At 70.7% G+C, this 17,679-nt stretch carries 15 protein-coding genes and 1 tRNA gene; 13 read left to right on the top strand and 3 right to left on the bottom strand.

The genetic code is table 11. The features are described 5' to 3' along the window. Positions 1-65 precede the first annotated feature (65 nt). The 12 genes from KY49_RS06480 to KY49_RS06425 all read left to right on the top strand — a co-directional run bounded on the left by KY49_RS06480 (position 66) and on the right by KY49_RS06425 (position 13,042). Positions 66-1,187: an ABC transporter substrate-binding protein gene (locus KY49_RS06480; protein ID WP_042583855.1), complete on the top strand. Its 1,122-nt coding sequence runs from the start codon at positions 66-68 to the stop codon at positions 1,185-1,187. A gap of 1 nt (position 1,188) precedes the next feature. Continuing rightward, positions 1,189-2,154 (top strand): alpha/beta hydrolase, encoded by a 966-nt coding sequence (locus KY49_RS06475; RefSeq protein ID WP_230380773.1) that lies wholly within the window; start codon positions 1,189-1,191, stop codon positions 2,152-2,154. Then, positions 2,151-3,215, top strand: coding sequence for a FecCD family ABC transporter permease (locus tag KY49_RS06470; protein WP_042583854.1), 1,065 nt, complete (start codon positions 2,151-2,153; stop codon positions 3,213-3,215). Before KY49_RS06475 ends, KY49_RS06470 begins: the two co-directional genes overlap by 4 nt. Then, positions 3,208-4,020 carry an ABC transporter ATP-binding protein gene (locus tag KY49_RS06465; protein WP_042583853.1) on the top strand — a complete coding sequence of 271 codons (813 nt, stop codon included), beginning with the start codon at positions 3,208-3,210 and terminating at the stop codon, positions 4,018-4,020. The genes KY49_RS06470 and KY49_RS06465 overlap by 8 nt, the downstream gene beginning before the upstream one ends. An 82-nt stretch (positions 4,021-4,102) precedes the next feature. Then, positions 4,103-4,189 (top strand) — tRNA-Leu (locus tag KY49_RS06460). A gap of 311 nt (positions 4,190-4,500) precedes the next feature. After that, positions 4,501-5,751: an ROK family protein gene (locus KY49_RS06455; protein WP_042583852.1), complete on the top strand. Its 1,251-nt coding sequence runs from the start codon at positions 4,501-4,503 to the stop codon at positions 5,749-5,751. Continuing rightward, positions 5,738-7,291, top strand: a complete 1,554-nt coding sequence (locus tag KY49_RS06450; protein WP_042583851.1) for a sugar ABC transporter ATP-binding protein — start codon at positions 5,738-5,740, stop codon at positions 7,289-7,291. Before KY49_RS06455 ends, KY49_RS06450 begins: the two co-directional genes overlap by 14 nt. A gap of 41 nt (positions 7,292-7,332) precedes the next feature. Continuing rightward, a complete protein-coding gene (locus KY49_RS06445) occupies positions 7,333-8,370 on the top strand; it encodes an ABC transporter permease subunit (RefSeq protein ID WP_042583850.1) in 1,038 nt (345 codons plus the stop codon). A gap of 78 nt (positions 8,371-8,448) precedes the next feature. Further along, entirely contained in the window at positions 8,449-9,393 is a 945-nt protein-coding gene (locus KY49_RS06440) for an ABC transporter substrate-binding protein (protein WP_010088973.1), read from the top strand. Positions 9,394-9,511: 118 nt separating this feature from the next. After that, on the top strand, positions 9,512-10,450 hold the full coding sequence (locus KY49_RS06435) for a carbohydrate kinase family protein (protein WP_042583849.1): 939 nt from the start codon (positions 9,512-9,514) through the stop codon (positions 10,448-10,450). Next, the gene (gene zwf / locus KY49_RS06430) at positions 10,447-11,934 is read left to right on the top strand and encodes a glucose-6-phosphate dehydrogenase (RefSeq protein ID WP_042583848.1); all 1,488 of its coding nucleotides are present in this window, start codon (positions 10,447-10,449) and stop codon (positions 11,932-11,934) included. The genes KY49_RS06435 and zwf overlap by 4 nt, the downstream gene beginning before the upstream one ends. 46 nt (positions 11,935-11,980) lie before the next feature. Further along, entirely contained in the window at positions 11,981-13,042 is a 1,062-nt protein-coding gene (locus tag KY49_RS06425) for a hypothetical protein (protein ID WP_042583847.1), read from the top strand. 5 nt (positions 13,043-13,047) lie between these two features. Here KY49_RS06425 and KY49_RS06420 read toward each other — a convergent pair whose 3' ends face one another. The 3 genes from KY49_RS06420 to KY49_RS06410 all read right to left on the bottom strand — a co-directional run bounded on the left by KY49_RS06420 (position 13,048) and on the right by KY49_RS06410 (position 16,079). Then, positions 13,048-14,775, bottom strand: coding sequence for a SulP family inorganic anion transporter (locus KY49_RS06420; RefSeq protein ID WP_042583846.1), 1,728 nt, complete (start codon positions 14,773-14,775; stop codon positions 13,048-13,050). Between the two features lie 10 nt (positions 14,776-14,785). Beyond that, on the bottom strand, positions 14,786-15,412 hold the full coding sequence (locus tag KY49_RS06415; RefSeq protein ID WP_042583845.1) for a ParB-like protein: 627 nt from the start codon (positions 15,410-15,412) through the stop codon (positions 14,786-14,788). A gap of 124 nt (positions 15,413-15,536) precedes the next feature. Then, positions 15,537-16,079, bottom strand: a complete 543-nt coding sequence (locus KY49_RS06410; RefSeq protein ID WP_042583844.1) for a GNAT family N-acetyltransferase — start codon at positions 16,077-16,079, stop codon at positions 15,537-15,539. 245 nt (positions 16,080-16,324) lie between these two features. On the opposite strand from KY49_RS06410, the gene KY49_RS06405 reads away from it, so the two are divergent. After that, entirely contained in the window at positions 16,325-17,545 is a 1,221-nt protein-coding gene (locus tag KY49_RS06405; protein ID WP_042584583.1) for an MFS transporter, read from the top strand. Positions 17,546-17,679: the final 134 nt, after the last annotated feature.

Raw genomic sequence — 17,679 nt, 5'->3', positions numbered from 1 at the left:
TACAATTAAATGAGAATTGTTCTCATTTATATCGTATCGGGAGTAGCGTGAGAAAGACAAGCGGAATGTGGGCCACGCTCGGCGTCTGGCTGTGCGGCTGGCTCTTGATGCACGCCGCGCATGCGGACACGACGACCGTCACCGACCTCGCCGGCCGGCAGGTGCGGATTCCCGCGCGCGTCGAGCGCGTGCTGCTCGGCGAAGGACGGCTGCTGCCGGCGCTCGCGATCGTCGACGCCGGCGATCCGGCGCGCCGCCTCGTCGGCATGATGGGCGACTTCGAGCAGCTCGATCCGACGAGCTACGCGCAATGGCTCGCACGCTTTCCGCGGCTGAAGGACGTCCCGCGCATCGGACGCTCGCAGGCCGGCAGCTTCAGCGACGAGCGCGCGCTCGCGCTGCGGCCGCAGGTCGCGATCTTCGGGCTCGGCGGCGGCCACGGGCCCGGCGAGCGCGATCGCGAGACGCTGGCGCGGCTCGAAGCCGCGGGCGTCGCGATCGTGTTCGTCGATTTTCGCCACGATCCGCTCGTCAACACGCCACGCAGCATCGCGGTGCTCGGCCAGGTGTTCGGCGCGCCGCAACGCGCGGCCGACTTCAACGCGTCCTGGCAGGAACAGCTCGACCTCGTCCGCACCCGCCTGAAGACGGCCCGCCCCGCCGCGCCGACGGTGTTCCTCGAAAGCCGCGTCGGCCTGTCGAGCGACTGCTGCGAAACGATGACGGGCATGCTCGGCAAGCTGCTCGACGCGGCCGGCGGCGACAACGTCGCGAAGGGCCGCGTGCCGGGCGAGCACGGCACGCTGAACCCGGAATACCTGCTGAGCCGCCAGCCCGATTTCTACATCGGCACCGGGATCGGCGCGGCCTCCACGCTGCAAAGCGCGCCGCAGCGCATCGCGCTCGGCGCCGGCGTGTCGCGGGACGCGGCCGTGCGCTCGTTCGACCGCGCGCTCCAGCGCCCGACGATCGCGCCGCTGCGCGCGGTGCGCGAACGTCGCGCGTATGCGATCTGGCATCACTTCTACAACTCGCCGTTCAATGTCGTCGCGGTGCAGGCGATGGCGAAGTGGCTGCATCCGGACCTGTTCGCGGATCTCGATCCGCGTCGCACGTTCGACACGATGGTGCGCCGCTTCCAGCCGGTTGCGCTGAACGGCGAGTACTGGATTCAGGAAGGATCGTGAAATGAGCGGGCATCCCTCCCCCGTGCTTCCCATGCGTCGCGGCCTGCTGTTCGCCGGCCTCGCGGGCGCGCTCGCGACCCGCGGCGCGTGCGCCGGCGCCGCATCAAAGGTGTCGCATGCGTCGGCATGGCCGGCCGCCGCCGACGCGCCGCCCGTCCGGCTCCCCGCCAGCCGCCAGTTCGACGTGACGGTCGCCGGCCGAAGCCGGCGCCTGTTCGTCGCGCTGCCGGCCGAGCGCTCGGCGAGCGGGCCGCATCCGGTGCTGGTCGTGCTCGACGGCAACGCGCTGTTCCCGCTCGCCGCGCCGCTCGCGCGCAATCGCGCGGCGCGGCCCGACGCCGCGCGCGAACCCGCGCCGATCGTGATCGGCATCGGCTATCCGACCGACGCGCCGTACGACATGCAGGCGCGCGCCGACGACTACACGCTCGCGCCGCTGCCGGACGGACAGGGTCTCGCCGCGGACCGCTTTCTCGACTTCATCGAGCACGACGTGCAGCCGTGGCTCGCGCGCCAGTGGCCGATCGACGCCGGCCGGCAGACGCTGTTCGGCCACTCGTACGGCGGCCTGCTGACGCTGTATGCGCTGCTGACGCGCCCGCACCTGTTCCGGCGCTACGTCGCCGCGAGCCCGTCGATCTGGTGGGGCGAGCGCGCGCTGCTGCCGTATGCCGACCGATTCGCCGCGCAGGCGGCGCCGCTCGACCCGGCGCTGCGCGTCGTCGTGACCGCGGGCAGCCTCGAGGAAGGCGCGCCGAACCCGGACCCCGAGCGCATGCGCCGGCAGCAGGCGCGCAAGCAGGTCAGCTCGGCCCGCGACTTCGTGCAGCGCGTGGGCCGCCGCCCCGGTCTCGCCGCGACGTTCCGGCTGATCGACGGCGAGGATCACGGCGGCGTCGTGATGCCGAGCGCCGCGCTCGCGGTGCGCGTCGCGTGCGCGCCGGTCCAGCGCGAGGATGCCGCATGAGCGCAGCCGCCCCCGTCCCGTCCGCGTCGCTGCGGGTCCGCTACCGGGCAATCGCCGCGCGGCGCGTCGGCGCGCTCGCGATGCTGGCCTGCGTGCTCGTCGCGCTGCTGATCGTCGACATCGCGACCGGCCCGTCGTCGTTCCCGGTCGCGGATATCGTGACCGGGCTGTTCCGTCCGGACGCGCTGCCGCTCGAACAGCGCGTGATCCTGTGGAACGTGCGCCTGCCCTACGCGCTGATGGCGGTGCTGGTCGGCGCGGCGCTCGGGCTCGCCGGCGCCGAGATGCAGACCGTGCTGAACAACCCGCTCGCGAGCCCGTTCACGCTCGGCATCGCCGCGGCGGGGAGCGTCGGCGCGTCGCTGGTCGTGATCTCCGGCTGGCACCTCGTGCTGTGGAACGAAAACCTCGCGCTGTCGCTCGGCGCGTTCGGCTGCGCGCTGTCCGCGACGCTCCTGATCGTCTGGCTCGCGTGGCGGCACGGCGCGACGACCGAAACCGTCGTGCTGTTCGGCATCGGCCTGATGTTCAGCTTCGAGGCGCTGCTGTGGCTGCTGCAGTTCATCGCCGATGCGAACGCGCTCCAGCAGATCGTGTTCTGGAGCATGGGCAGCCTCGCGCGGGCGACCTGGAGCAAGATCGCGATCCTCGCGTGCGTGCTCGCCGCCGGCATGCTGTGGAGCGCGCCGGGCGTCGCGTCGATGACCGCGCTGCGCGCCGGCGAGGAACAGGCCCGCAGCATGGGCATTGCGGTCGAGCGGCTGCGGCTCGTCACGCTCGTGCGCATCAGCCTGCTGTCGGCGACCGCGCTGTCGTTCGTCGGCACGATCGGCTTCGTCGGCCTGGTCGGCCCGCACGTCGCGCGGCTGCTCGTCGGCGACGACCACCGCCACTACCTGCCCGGCGCGGCGCTCGCCGGCGCGATCATGCTGTCGGCCGCGTCGGTGCTCAGCAAGACGCTCGTCGACGGCGTCGTGCTGCCGATCGGCATCATCACCGCGCTCGTCGGCGTGCCGCTCTTCATGACGCTGATCAGCCGCCGCAGGAGGCTCGATGGATAAGCTGCCACACGCGCTGCGCATCGACGGGCTCGACGTCGCATACGGCGCGCGCACGATCCTCGCGCGGCTGTCGCTGCGGCCGGTGCCGCCCGGCAGCGCCGTCGCGCTGCTCGGCCCGAACGGCGTGGGCAAATCGACGCTGCTGCGCGCGCTCGCCCGCCTCGTCGCCGCGCGCGGCGCCGCGACGCTCGACCGGCACGACCTGCTGCGCGGCGCGCGCCGCGACCACATGCGCCGCGTCGGCTACCTGCCGCAGACGCTGCCGCAGCCGACGTCGCTGCTCGTCTACGAGGCGGTGCGCGGCGCGCTGCGCGCGACCTGCGGCGGCTTGTCGGCCGACGGGCAGGATGCCCGCCTCGAACGCGTGTTCGCGCAGTTGAACCTGCATGCGCTCGCGACGACGCCGCTCGACCGGCTGTCGGGCGGACAGCGCCAGATGGTCGGGCTCGCGCAGGTGCTGGTGCGCGACACGCCGCTGCTCCTGCTGGACGAGCCGACGAGCGCGCTCGACCTGCGCTGGCAGCTGCTCGCGCTGGAGGCCATGCGGGATGCGGTCACGCGGCGCGGCGCGATTGCGCTCGTCGCGATGCACGACCTGAATCTCGCGGCCCGCTTCTGCGATCGTCTCGTGCTGCTCGGCCATGAAGGCGTGGTGGCCGATGGCGGCGTCGCCGACGTGCTGACGCCCGCGAACCTGCGACGCGCATACCGCGTCGACGCGCGTGTCGAGCGCACGGTGTCGGGCGACTACGTGACGCTCGCCGAACGCGCGACGTCTTCCGACGCGCACGCCGAGGTTTTTTGAGCGGGTGCAAAAAATCTGTTGACAGCCTTCGCAACTGCTCTATAATTGCGGTCTTTCGCGAATGCAGCATCAAGCGAAACGTGCCCAGGTGGCGGAATTGGTAGACGCACTAGGTTCAGGTCCTAGCGGTGGCAACATCGTGGAGGTTCGAGTCCTCTCCTGGGCACCATCTGTTTTCAAAAAGGTCGGCTTCTAGCCGGCCTTTTTCATTTCTGGCCCAGGAAGCAAAGCGCCTGCGCGCTCTTTGTCCTAGCCCCTCTCCCCCTGAAAAACCGGCTGCATGCCGGCCTCCTTCATCTCGCACACCGTCTCGCGCCATCTTCGCGTACGGGCCGATCTTCCCCACGCAGTTTCCTGTCGCCGCCGCGCCCTCCCCATGCCCGGGATTTCCCTAGGCTGACACGCCGACCGCCTCGCGGTTAAATAAATCAACGTGATTTATTTAATGCGCCGGACACCGGCGCCATGGAAGGAGACGCCATGCGAAGCCCGCACATCGGCCAGGGCAGCAATTCAGCCAACGTGCGCCGTTACAACGAGCGCCTGCTGCTGAAGACCCTGCGTCGCGCGGGCAGCGCGTCGAAGGCCGATCTCGCCCGTCTTGCGAACATGACCGGCACGGCCGTCGGCAGCATCATCACGTCGCTCGTCGACGCGAAGCTGATCGAATTCACCGGCCGCCGCGTCGAAGGCCAGCGCGGCCAGCCCGCGTCGCTGATCCGGCTCGACCCGCGCGGCGCGTTCGGCATCGGCGTCCACCTCGACCGGATGCGCATCGAGACGGCGCTCGTCAACTTCGCCGGCGACGTGCTCGGCCGCGTCTCGCACGACACCCTGCTGCCGCCGCCCGCCGAGGTCCTCGAGATCGTCCGGCGCGACATCGCCACGATGCAGGCCCTGCTCCCCGCGCACGAGCGCGAGCGCCTGACGGGCATCGGCGTCGCGCAGCCGTACAACCTCGGCAGCTGGATGCGCGAGCTCGGCCTCGCGCCCGACACGTTCCGCCCGTGGGAAGACGTCGATTTCGCGAGCGAGCTCGGGCGCGCGCTGGCGCTGCCGGTGTTCGGCGAGAACGACGGCAACGCGGCCGCGATCGCCGAACTGTTCTACGGCTTCGGCCGCCAGCAGGACGATTTCATCTATCTGTTCATCGGGCCCGCGATCGGCGGCGGAATCGCGATCGACGGCGACTGCCTGCGCGGCGTCACCGGCAACGCGGGCGACATCGGCGTGATGCCGGTGCCGCCGAGCCGCCTGCCGTCGGCGCCGCCGCCGCGCGGCCCGTGGGACATCCTGCTCGCGCGCGCATCGCTGCACGCGCTGGTGCGCCACCTGCGCCACGGCGGCGAGCGCGTCGACAACCGCGCCGACCTCGAGGCGTGCATCGCGCGCGGCCTGCCCGCCGTCGACGAATGGATCGACGATTGCGTCGATGCGCTCGCGCCGGCGCTGCGCGCCGTGCTGTGCGTCATCGACGCGCCGTTCGTCGTGCTCGACGCCGACACCGACGCCGGCCTGATCGACGCGGTGACGACCCGCCTGCGCGCCGCCCTCGTCGCGACCGCGCCGGAGGCGCGCGGCACGCCGACGCTGGTGCGCGGCACGTTCGGCGCGGACGCCGGCGCGATCGGCGCCGCGACGCTGCCGATGTTCTTCAACTTCTCCCCGCGGGCCGGCATCCTCAAGGGTGCAGGCGCGCAATCGCAGGAGGTCAACCATGTCGCGATCTGAGTCGCCCCGTCCGCTGCTCGAGATGCGCGGGATCAGCAAGACGTTCCCGGCCGTGCGCGCGCTCGACAACGTGAGCCTGACCGTCTATCCGGGCGAGATCCATTCGCTGATGGGCGAGAACGGCGCGGGCAAGTCGACGCTGATGAAGATCCTGTCGGGCGCGTACCAGGCCGACGCGGGCGGCGAGATCCTGATCGACGGCGCGCGCATCGACGTCGACGGGCCGCTCGCCGCGCGCGACGCGGGTGTCGCGGTGATCTACCAGGAGCTGTGCCTCGCGCCGAACCTGACGGTCGCGGAGAACATCTACGTCGGCCGCGAGCTGCGGCGCGGCAACCGCCGCTGGGGCACGATCGACCGCGCGGCGATGTCGCGCGGCTGCCGAGACGTGCTCACGCGGCTCGGCGCGACGTTCGGGCCGGACACGCCGGTCGGCACGCTGTCGATCGCCGAGCAGCAGCTGGTCGAGATCGCGCGCGCCGTCCACACGCGCGCACGCATCCTCGTGATGGACGAGCCGACGACGCCGCTGTCGTCGCGCGAGACCGAGCGCCTGTTCCGGCTGATCCGCCAGCTGCGCGAGGAAGGCCTCGCGATCATCTACATCAGCCACCGGATGGCGGAAATCTACGAGCTGTCCGACCGCGTGTCGGTGCTGCGCGACGGCGCCTACGTCGGCACGCTCGAGCGCGCGTCGCTGTCGGCCGAGCGGCTGGTCGGAATGATGGTCGGCCGCGACATCTCGGGCTTCTACAAGAAGGAACATGCGCCGTACGACCGCGGGCACCTGCTGCTGTCGGTGCGCGACGTCGCGGACGGCGGCCGCGTGCGCGGCTGCAGCCTCGACCTGCACGCGGGCGAAGTGCTCGGCATCGCTGGGCTCGTCGGCGCGGGCCGCACCGAGCTCGCGCGGCTGATCTTCGGCGCGGAGCCGCGCACGCGCGGCGACGTGACGATCGACGAGCGGACCTTCGGCGCGCACTCGCCGCGCGACGCGATCGACGCCGGCCTCGTCTACCTGACCGAAGACCGCAAGCGCCAGGGCCTGTTCCTCGACATGAGCGTGCGCGACAACATCAACATCTCGGTGTGCGGCCGCGACGCCCGGCTCGGCAAGCTCGACCTCGCGCGCGGCGCCACGCGTGCGCGCGACGCGATCGCGTCGCTGTCGATCCGCGTGCCGCACGCGAACGTCAACGTCGGCGCGCTGTCGGGCGGCAACCAGCAGAAGGTGCTGCTGTCGCGCCTGCTCGAAACGAAGCCGCGCGTGCTGATTCTCGACGAGCCGACCCGCGGCGTCGACATCGGCGCGAAATCCGAGATCTACCGGATCATCAACGAGCTCGCCCGCGCGGGCGTCGGCGTGATCGTGATCTCGAGCGAGCTGCCGGAAATCATCGGCGTCGCCGACCGCGTGCTGGTGATGCGCGAAGGCGAGATCGCCGGCGAACTCGGCGGCTACACCGGCGCGCCGATCACGCAGGAAGCGATCATCGCGCTCGCCACCGGCTCGCAAACGGAACCGGCGATCGTGCACTGAGCGCCGCCGCTTATTTTTCACCTTACATTCAGGCTACCGAAATGATCAACCCGACCAAGCAGCGGAACCTCGCTTCCGCGCCGGCCCATCCGGTACAAGAGCGCGCGCCGCAGGTGCGGCTCGGCGAGCACCGCGCGCGCATGCAGGCGCTGATGCGCACCGCCGGCATGCTGCCGGTCCTGCTGCTCCTGTGCGTCGGCTTCGGCTTCCTGACCGACGGCTTCTTCACGCTGCAGAACCTGTCGATCGTCACGCAGCAGGCATCGATCAACATCGTGCTCGCCGCCGGGATGACGTTCGTGATCCTGACGGGCGGCATCGACCTGTCGGTCGGCTCCGTGCTCGCCGCCGCGGCGGTCGCCGCGCTGCTCGCGTCGAACATCCCGAACTGGGGCTGGCTCGGCGTGCCGGCCGCGCTCGCGGTCGGCCTCGTGTTCGGCGCGGTCAACGGCGGGCTGATCGCGCTGCTGCGCCTGCCGCCGTTCATCGTCACGCTCGGCGCGCTGACCGCCGTGCGCGGCGTCGCGCGGCTGATCGGCAACGACACGACGATCTTCAATCCGCAACTGCCGTTCGCGTTCATCGGCAACGGCTCGATCCTCGGCGTGCCGTGGCTCGTCGTGATCGCCGGCGCGGTGATCGTCGCATCGTGGTTCATCCTGCGCCGCACCGTGCTCGGCATGCGGATCTACTCGGTCGGCGGCAACCCGGAAGCCGCGCGCCTGTCGGGCATCAACGTGCGCGCGATCCAGTTGTTCGTCTATGCGGCGTCGGGCCTGCTCGCCGGCCTCGGCGCGGTGATGTCGGCCGCGCGGCTCTATGCGGCCAACGGCCTGCAGCTCGGCCAGTCGTACGAACTCGACGCGATCGCCGCGGTAATCCTCGGCGGCACCAGCTTCGTCGGCGGCGTCGGCTCGATCGTCGGCACGCTGATCGGCGCGCTGATCATCGCGGTGCTGACCAACGGGCTCGTGCTGCTCGGCGTGTCCGACATCTGGCAATACATCATCAAGGGGCTCGTGATCATCGGCGCGGTCGCGCTCGACCGCTACCGCCAGCGCGACTCGGCCCGCACCTGACGTTCCCTCTTTCATCCATCGGGGCGCAGGCAGGTCCTCCTGCGCCCGCCGTCCAACGGACCTCACGGAGACAACGACATGTTCAAGCCCCAAGCTGTCCTGACCGGCATCGCCTGCGCGCTCGCGTTCGCGACGGCCGCCGCGCACGCGGCCGACAAGCCGCTGAAGTCGATCGGCATCACGGTCGGCTCGCTCGGCAACCCGTACTTCGTCACGATCGCGAAAGGCGCCGAGGCGCGCGCGAAGCAGATCAACCCGGGCGCGAAGGTCACGGCCGTGTCGGCCGACTACGACCTGAACAAGCAGTTCACGCAGATCGACAACTTCATCTCCGCGCACGTCGACATGATCCTGCTCAACGCGGCCGACCCGAAGGCGATCGAGCCCGCGGTGAAGAAGGCGCAGGCGGCCGGCATCACGGTGATCGCGGTCGACGTCGCGGCGGCCGGCGCGAACGCGACCGTGCAGACCAACAACGTGAAGGCCGGCGAGCTCGCGTGCGACTTCCTCGCGAAGAAACTCAACGGCAAGGGCAACGTGATCATCGAGAACGGCCCGCAGGTGTCGGCGGTGGTCGACCGCGTGAACGGCTGCAAGGCCGTGCTCGCGAAGAATCCGGGCATCAAGCTGCTGTCCGCCGACCAGGACGGCAAGGGCTCGCGCGAAGGCGGGATGAACGCGATGCAGGGCTACCTGACGCGCTTTCCGAAGCTCGACGGCGTGTTCACGATCAACGATCCGCAGGCCGTCGGCAGCGATCTCGCCGCGAAGCAGCTGAACCGCACCGGCATCGTGATCACGTCGGTCGACGGCGCGCCCGACATCGAGACCGCGCTCAAGAGCAACACGCTCGTGCAGGCGTCGTCCAGCCAGGACCCGTGGGCGATGGCGCAGCAGGCCGTGAACGTCGGCTACGGGATCATGAACGGCCAGAAGCCCGCCAATCCGATGATCCTGATCGAGCCTGCGCTCATCACGCGCGACAACGTGAAGAGCTACAAGGGCTGGAGCGCGCCGCACTGACCCGCCCGGCGCGGGCGCGGGCCGCACCGCGCCCGCGCCGGCCGGGCCGCACGACGGCTCCCGTCAACCGAACAACCGCAACAAGGCACGGCGCGACCTCGCGGCGTGACGCCCAGACATGACGACGAACCTTCCCCGCCTGGTCGTATTCGGCGAAGCGCTGACCGATTTCATCCGCGACGACGCGCAGCACTGGCACAGCGTCGCCGGCGGCTCGTGCTGGAACGTGGCGCGCGTCGGCGCCCGGCTCGGCGTGCCGACCGGCTTCGCCGGCACGGTCAGCCGCGACATCTTCGGCGACGAGCTGATGCGCAAGAGCGCCGAAGCCGGACTCGACATGCGCTTCATCCGGCAGGTCGACCGCGCGCCGTTGCTCGCGATGGTCGTGTCGAAGCAGCCGCCGAACTACTTCTTCATCGGCGAGAACAGCGCCGATCTCGCGTTCGATCCGGCCGCCCTGCCCGCCGGCGCGCTGGAGGCGGCGGACATCGTGCACGTCGGCTCGCTCGGCGTCGTGCGCGAGCCGCTCGCATCGCGCCTCATCGACATCGCGCAGGCCGCGCGCGCGGCCGGCAAGCGGATCTCGTTCGACCCGAACTTCCGCGCGCCGATGGCCGATCCGTCGTATCGCGCGACGCTGCGCCGGCTGGCGGGCCTCGCCGACACCATCAAGGTGTCCGACGAAGACCTGCTCGGCCTGTTCCCCGAGCTCGACGAGGCCGCCGCCATCGCGCAACTGCGCGCGTGGGCGCCCGAAGCGGCCGTGCTCGTCACGCGCGGCGCGGCCGGCATGCAGCTGTTCCACGGCGGCGACACGCTGTTCCAGCCGGCGTTCCCGACCGAGGTCGCCGATACCGTCGGCTGCGGCGACGCGACCGTCGGCGGCTGGATGGCGAGCCTGCTCATGCGCCCCGACGCGCCGGCCGCCGAGCACCTGCGCTACGCGGCCGCCTGCGCGGCAGTCGCGTGCGCGCATCCGGGCGCCTATGCGCCGACGGCCGCCGAAGTGGCCGAACGGCTCGACGCGTCGGGCATTGCCGCGAGTCTGCCGCGATGAACGCCGCCCACGCATCCGCATCGCGCGACCCGTCCGCGTTCGCGTTCGTGCTGTTCGGCGGCACCGGCGACCTCGCGATGCGCAAGATCCTGCCGGCGCTGTACGCCGCGCATCGCGACGGCCTGCTCGCGAGCGCCGGACGCATCGTCGCGGTCGCGCAGAATCCGTTCGACCATGCCGGCTACCTGCGCTGGGTCGATGCGTCCGTGCGCCCGCACGTCGATGCCGCGTCGTTCGACACGGCGTCATGGCGCGGCTTCGTCGAGCGGCTCGCCTACGTCGAACTCGACGCGAGCCGCCCGGACGCGTTCGCGCGCCTGCGCGACGCGCTCGAGCCGATGCCGGGCCGGCGCATCTTCTATCTCGCGACCGGGCCGTCGCTGTTCGTGCCGATCTGCCGCTCGCTCGCGGCGGCGGGCCTCGCGCCGCCGTCTTCGCGCGTCGTGCTCGAAAAGCCGCTCGGCTACGATCTCGCGTCGTCGGCCGCGATCAACGACGCGGTCGGCACGATCTTCAGCGAGGAGCAGATCTACCGGATCGATCACTACCTCGGCAAGGAAGCGGTGCAGAACCTGTTCGCGCTGCGCTTCGGCAACGTGATGTTCGAGCCGCTGTGGCGGCGCGAATGGATCGAGAACATCCAGATCACCGTCGCGGAAGAACTCGGCGTCGGCGGGCGCGGCGCGTTCTACGACCAGACCGGCGCGCTGCGCGACATGGTGCAGAACCACCTGCTGCAACTGCTCGCGATCATCGCGATGGAGCCGCCGCAATCGATGGACGCGGATGCGGTGCGCGACGAGAAGCTGCGCGTGCTGCGCGCGCTGAAGCCGCTCGCCGGCGACGACATTGCCCGCAGCGTCGTGCGCGGCCAGTATCGCGCGGGCGCGGTGCGCGGCGTGGCCGTGCCGGCCTACCGGGACGAGCCGGGCATCGCGGCCGACAGCGCCACCGAGACCTTCATCGCGCTGAAGGCCGAGGTCGACAACTGGCGCTGGGCCGGCGTGCCGTTCTTCCTGCGCACCGGCAAGCGGCTTGCCGATCGCGTGGCCGAGATCGTCGTCAACTTCCGGCCGGTGCCGCATTCGGCGCTCGGCGCCGCGGCGCTGCGGCCCGGCTCGAACCGGCTGACGATCCGCCTGCAGCCCGACGAAGCGATCCGGCTCAGCACGCTCGCGAAGCAGCCGGGGCTCGGCATGTCGCTGCAGGGCGTGCACCTCGATCTCGCGTTCGACCGCTTCTTCCAGCAAAACCGGATGGAAGCCTATCAGCGCCTGCTGCTCGACGTGATCGCGGGACGCCTCGCGCTGTTCGTGCGCCGCGACGAACAGGAAGCCGCGTGGCGCTGGGTCGCGCCGATCCTCGCCGACGCCGCGCAACGCGCGCCCGCACCGAAGCCTTACGCGGCCGGCAGTTGGGGCCCCGCGCCGGCGAGCGCGCTACTCGCGCGGCACGGCACGTGCTGGCGCGAGGAAGAAAACTGACCGGCCGCGCCGCCTTCAACGCTCTCAGCATTCACGCAACGATCTCATGGAATCCGAATCTGTCTGGCATCTCGAATGGGCGCACGGCGCGTTCGACGTGCATGCGCAAGGCGGCATGCTCGGCGGCGTCGCGTTCGTCGTCGGCGATCGCATCGTCCGGCCGTTTTACGAGCCGCCGTGGCTCGACGAACCCGCGCCCCGGCCCGAAGGCCTGCTCGGCGTGATGCGCAGCGAATTCGCGTGCGTGCCGTTCGGCGTGCCGTATGCGGACGCCGGGCTGCCGGCGGACGGTCTCGCCGACGGCTGGCGCGACGCGGTCGCGACGCCCGTCGCCGCGCACGACGCGCCGCTCGACCCGAGCGACGACCTGCAGCACGGCTACGGCTGCATCGGCCAATGGACCTGCGTGCGGCGCGGCGCGCTCGACATCGAGATCGCGCTCGACTATCCGGCCGGCTCGCCGATCGCGCGGCTCACGCGCACGATCCGCGCCGACCCGCACCGCCCCGCGCTCGACGTCGTGCTGCGGATCGATGCGCGCGCCGGTGCGCGCCGTCCCATCGGCCTGCATCCGAATCTCGCGCTGCCGGCGCTCGCGGGCGCGTTTCGCATCGAGCCGGACGCGTTCCGCTTCGGCGTCGTGCATCCGGGCGGACCGGAGCCCGGCGTGTCGCTCGGCCGCCCCGGCGCGACGTTCGAGACCCTCGACCGGGTGCCGCTCGCCGACGGCGGCCATCGCGCGTTCGACCGGCTGCCGTTCGCGGACGCGACCGAGGAAATCGTGCAGCTGTGCGGGATCGACGGCGGCGTGACGCTGCATGACGAGGTGGCCGGCACGGCCTGCCGCCTGACGTGGGATGCCGCCGTGCTGCCGTCGCTGCTGCTGTGGATCAGCAATCGCGGCAGGACCCATGCGCCGTGGAACGGGCGCAATCTCTGCGTCGGCGTCGAGCCGGTTGCGAGCGCATTCGAGCTGGGTTGCGCGGCATCGCTCGCGCCGAACCCGATCAACGCTCGCGGCGTGGCGACCGCTGTCACGCTCGATCCGGCGCGGCCGCTCGAGATCGCGTATCGCTTCGACGTGCTCGACGTGCGTGAAGCGCGCTGACGCCGTCAGGCGTCAGCCGTCGCCGTGCGGCCCGACGCCTGCAGCTGCTGCAGGCTCTCGTCGACGCTCAGCTCGGACATCGCGTCGGCGCGCAGCGTATCGTCCGCCGCGCGATGCAGCGCGTGCAGCGCATGCAGCTTGAGGCGCACCATCGCCAAGCGCTGGCCGCGCGCCGCGCATTCCGCGGCGAACGTGCGCAGCGACTCGATCGTCGTGCCGTCGACGTCGGGCGTCTCCTCGAGGCTCAACAGCACCGTGTGCGTATCCGGCGCCGCCATCATGAGCGCGCGCACGCGGTTCAGCATCCGGTCCGCATTCGCGAAGAACAGCTGCGCCTCCGGCCGCGCGATCAGCACGCCGGGCACCGGCTTCGCGTCCTCGTGGATCGATACGTCGACGAAGTCGTGACTGTCGCGCAGCCGGCCGAGCACGCTCACGTTCGGCTCCGACAGCTTGCGCAGCGTCAGCAGCAGGCTCACGCCGATCGCGGCGAGCAGCCCGTGCAGCACGCCGAGCACCAGCACCGCGAGCAGCGCGGCGATCACGACGAGCCGGTCGCGATGCCAGGTCCAGTACGGCCGGAACACCGACGGATGCAGCGAATGGCTGACCGCGAAGATCACGATCGCCGCGAGCACCGGCTCGGGCGTGCGCGACAGTTGCGGCAGCAGCAGCCAGACGATCAGCGCGATCACGCCGGCCGCCCACAGCCCGGCGAAGCGCGACTGCGCGCCCGCCGCCTCGTTCGCGGAAGTCGCTGAATAGCCGGCGCCGACCGGCATCCCGTGCAGCAGCCCCGACACGAGATTCGCGCAGCCGAGCGCGACGAGGTCGCGGTTCGGCGACACGCCGTCGCCGTGCTTCAGCGCGAAATTGCGGATCGAGCCGTACGATTCGGCGTAAAGGATCAGCATCAGCGCGAACGCGAGTTCGGTGGTCTGCATCCACGCGTTGCGATCGAGGGTCGGCAGCCCGAACGCGACGTGCTGGAAGTCGATGTGGCCGACGATCGCGATCCCGTAGCGCTGCCAGTCGACCACGTAGCCGGCCGCGATCGACAGCACGATCACGACCAGCGTCGCGGGCACGCGCGAGCGGCGCCCGAGCGCGAACAGCAGCGCGAGTGCCCCGCCGCCGAGCGCGACGCTCGCGAGATTCGCGTGCGCGGCGCCCGCGATCAGGTCGAACGCGACGCGCGGCGCATCGCTGTGCTGCACCTTGATCGCGAGGATCTTCGGCAGCTGCTTGACGACGATCGTGAGCGCGAGCCCGAACGTGAAGCCGCGCAGCACGGGCCGCGCGACGAAATCCGACATGCCGCCGAGCCGCAGCGCGCCCGCGAGGATGAACAGCACGCCCGTCATCGCGACGAGCGCGGCCGCGAGCGCGAGCTGCGCGGCGAGCCCCGTGCCCGATTCGGCGAACACCGTCGCCGCGAGCACGGCGGCCGACGACGACGTCGACGACACGATCGCGAAACGGCTGCTGCCCGTCAGCGCGTAGACGACGAGCCCCGACAGCAGCGCGATCAGGCCGGCCTGCGGCGGCAGGTTCGCGAGCCCCGCGTAGGCGACCGCCTCGGGAATCAGCAGGCCCGCGATCGACACGCCGGCCAGCGCGTCGCGGCCGATGCGCTGCGCGCGCGGCGGCGGCGACTCGCCGAGCGCGGCGAAATGGTCGGCGTGCTGCGGGCCGGCGTCGGGATGGACTGGCGGCGTGCGGGCGGTCGGCATCGCGCGGCGGTCAGGTTTTCGTGACGATGACGCCCGACCAGCCGGGCAGGTAGCGCGCGTCCTGCTCGTGCGCGCGCTTCATCGCGGCGGCGAGCGCCTTGTCGAAGTTCTTGCGGATCTGGTCGGGTGTCACGTGCAGCCGCAGGTAGTCGGCCCACAGGAATTCGCTGAACGGCGTCGCGTCCTTCGCGTAGCCGCCCGCGGTGCGCAGCTCGCCCGCGAGGCTGCGGTACGGATCGTCCTCGAGCCCCGTGAGCACCTTCGGCAGATCCGCATAATCGCGGCGCGCGCCGTCCGCGCCGAACGGGTGCACCCACTGGTTGTGCTCCATCATCCGCCAGAAGATCGTCTCGTCGAGCCAAGACAGGTCCTTCAGCAGCATCGCCTTCACGGTCGTCTCGCCTTCCTCGATCAGCGCGAGGCCGAGATGATGGTGATCCGTGATGAAATGCCGGCCGTCGGGGCCGACGACCGCGGGAAACCAGTGCGAATCGATCGCCGCCTTGCGTTCGCGCTTGCCGAGCGTCTTCCAGTGCTTGCGCTTCGCTTTCACCTCGCGATAGCCGACCGTCATCTGGGTCGGGCGCAGCGCGTCGAGCTTAACGGGAATGAGATGAACATCGCGGCCGAGTGACATGATCGAGCCCTCTGTCGACAAATTCCGGCAACGATACTCCTGAACCTGCACGGCGTTAATACCGCGCATCCCTCGCCTGCCCGGATTTGACGATCCATGACAACCGCACGCCGATGCTCGGCCGCTACCTGCGCAGATCGTCGCGCTCGAGCCGGTAGCGCATGTACGGGATGCCGTCCTGCACGACGCCGACGCGGCGCATGCCGAGCTTGCGCGCGACGTTCAGCGAGCCGGCGTTGGCCGCCGCGATGTCGGCGATCACGCGCGGCAGGCGCACCGTGTCGAACGCGTGGCGCACGAGGGCCGCCGCGGCTTCGCTCGCGATGCCGCGCCCCCACGCGTTACGCACGAGCCGCCAGCCGATCTCCACGTCGCGCGCGCCGCCCACGTAGTCGGGAATCAGCAGCACCCAGCCGACGAACGCATCCGGCGCGGCCTTCTCGAAGATCGACCAGTAGCCGAGCCCCGGCGGATAGTCGCGCGTGATCCGGTGCTCGACGAAGCGGCGGTGCTCGACCGGGTCGTGCCACGGCCCGGCGATGTAGCGCGTGACTTCGGGATCGCGGTCCATCGCCAGGCACGCGTCGAGATCCGCGAGCACGCGCGGGCGCAGCCACAGTCGGGCGGTTTCGAGTGCGGGCAGCGCAGCGGCGGGACATGCGGTCATCGGGACTCCTGAGCCGGCGCACGCGTGCGCCGTCGAATTACAAAAACACTACAGCGGCCGTTCCGACACGTCGCGCTCAGGCATTGCGCCGCCGGAAACAGACCATTTCGTAGGGATTATTCCCGATTCGGCCGCGTCGCGCGACGCGGCGACCTACACTCGATGGAGGCCCCCGCGCAGCGCGCCGGCCGGGCGGCGCAGGCATGCGAAACCGCACGGCGCACGCCAACCAGGAGACGTCCGCCATGAGCTGGACCCGCGAGCAACGCAACGTCACGATCGCCGCCTATCTCGGCTGGACGCTCGATGCATTCGACTTCTTCCTGATGGTCTTCGTGCTGAAGGACATCGCGGCCGAGTTCAATTCGACCATCCCGGCCGTTGCGTTCGCACTGACGCTGACGCTCGCGATGCGCCCGCTCGGCGCGCTGATCTTCGGCCGGCTCGCCGACCGCTACGGCCGCCGCCCGACGCTGATGATCAACATCGCGTGCTACTCGCTGCTCGAGCTCGCGTCCGGCTTCGCGCCGAGCCTGGCCGTGCTGCTCGTGATGCGCGCGCTGTTCGGCGTCGCGATGGGCGGCGAATGGGGCGTCGGGTCCGCGCTGACGATGGAGACCGTGCCGACCCATGCGCGCGGCGCGGTGTCGGGGCTGCTGCAGGCCGGCTACCCGAGCGGCTACCTGCTCGCGTCGGTCGTGTTCGGCATCCTCTACCAAACCATCGGCTGGCGCGGGATGTTCATGGTCGGCGTGCTGCCGGCGCTGCTCGTGCTGTACGTGCGCACGAGCGTGCCCGAATCGCCGGCCTGGAAGCAGATGGAGCAGCGCCCTCGCCCGCGTCTTTCGACCACGCTGCAGCAGAACTGGAAGCTCGCGATCTACGCGGTCGTGCTGATGACGGCGTTCAACTTCTTCTCGCACGGCACGCAGGACCTGTATCCGACCTTCCTGCGCGAGCAGCACCATTTCGATCCGCACACCGTGTCGTGGATCACGATCGTGCTGAACATCGGCGCGATCGTCGGCGGGCTGACCTTCGGCGCGGCCTCCGAGAAATTCGGCCGGCGCCGCACGATCCTCGTCGCCGCGCTGATCGCGCTGCCGGTGCTGCCGCTGTGGGCCTACTCGAGCGGCCCGCTCGCGCTCGCCGCCGGCGCGTTCCTGATGCAGATCTCGGTCCAGGGCGCATGGGGCATCATTCCGGTCCACCTGAACGAGATTTCCCCCGACGAAATCCGCGCAACGTTCCCCGGCTTCGTGTACCAGCTCGGCAACCTGCTCGCGTCCGGCAACGCGACGATGCAGGCGTCGGTCGCGGTCTCGCACGGCAACAACTACAGCTTCGCGCTCGCGCTCGTGTGCGGCACCGTCGCGATCGTGATCGCAGTCCTGATCATGTTCAGCCCGGAACGACGGGGCGTCGACATGACGCAATCCGTCAATACGCGTAGCGCCGTCGGCTGAGCGAGCAGGATGACGCGACGCACCATGCCGCGCGTCCCGGCCTGCGGAGGCCGCGCGGCGATCTTGCCGCACCTGCACATCGATCTAGAGGTTTCTGTCCAGATTCAGCGCTTGCCCGCGCGGCCCGCGCCTTT

The organism is Burkholderia sp. MSHR3999 (assembly GCF_000833595.1).
Lineage (GTDB): Bacteria > Pseudomonadota > Gammaproteobacteria > Burkholderiales > Burkholderiaceae > Burkholderia > Burkholderia ubonensis.
The sequence above is the reverse complement of the archived record's forward strand: the minus strand, read 5'-3'. Positions and strand labels throughout refer to the sequence as shown.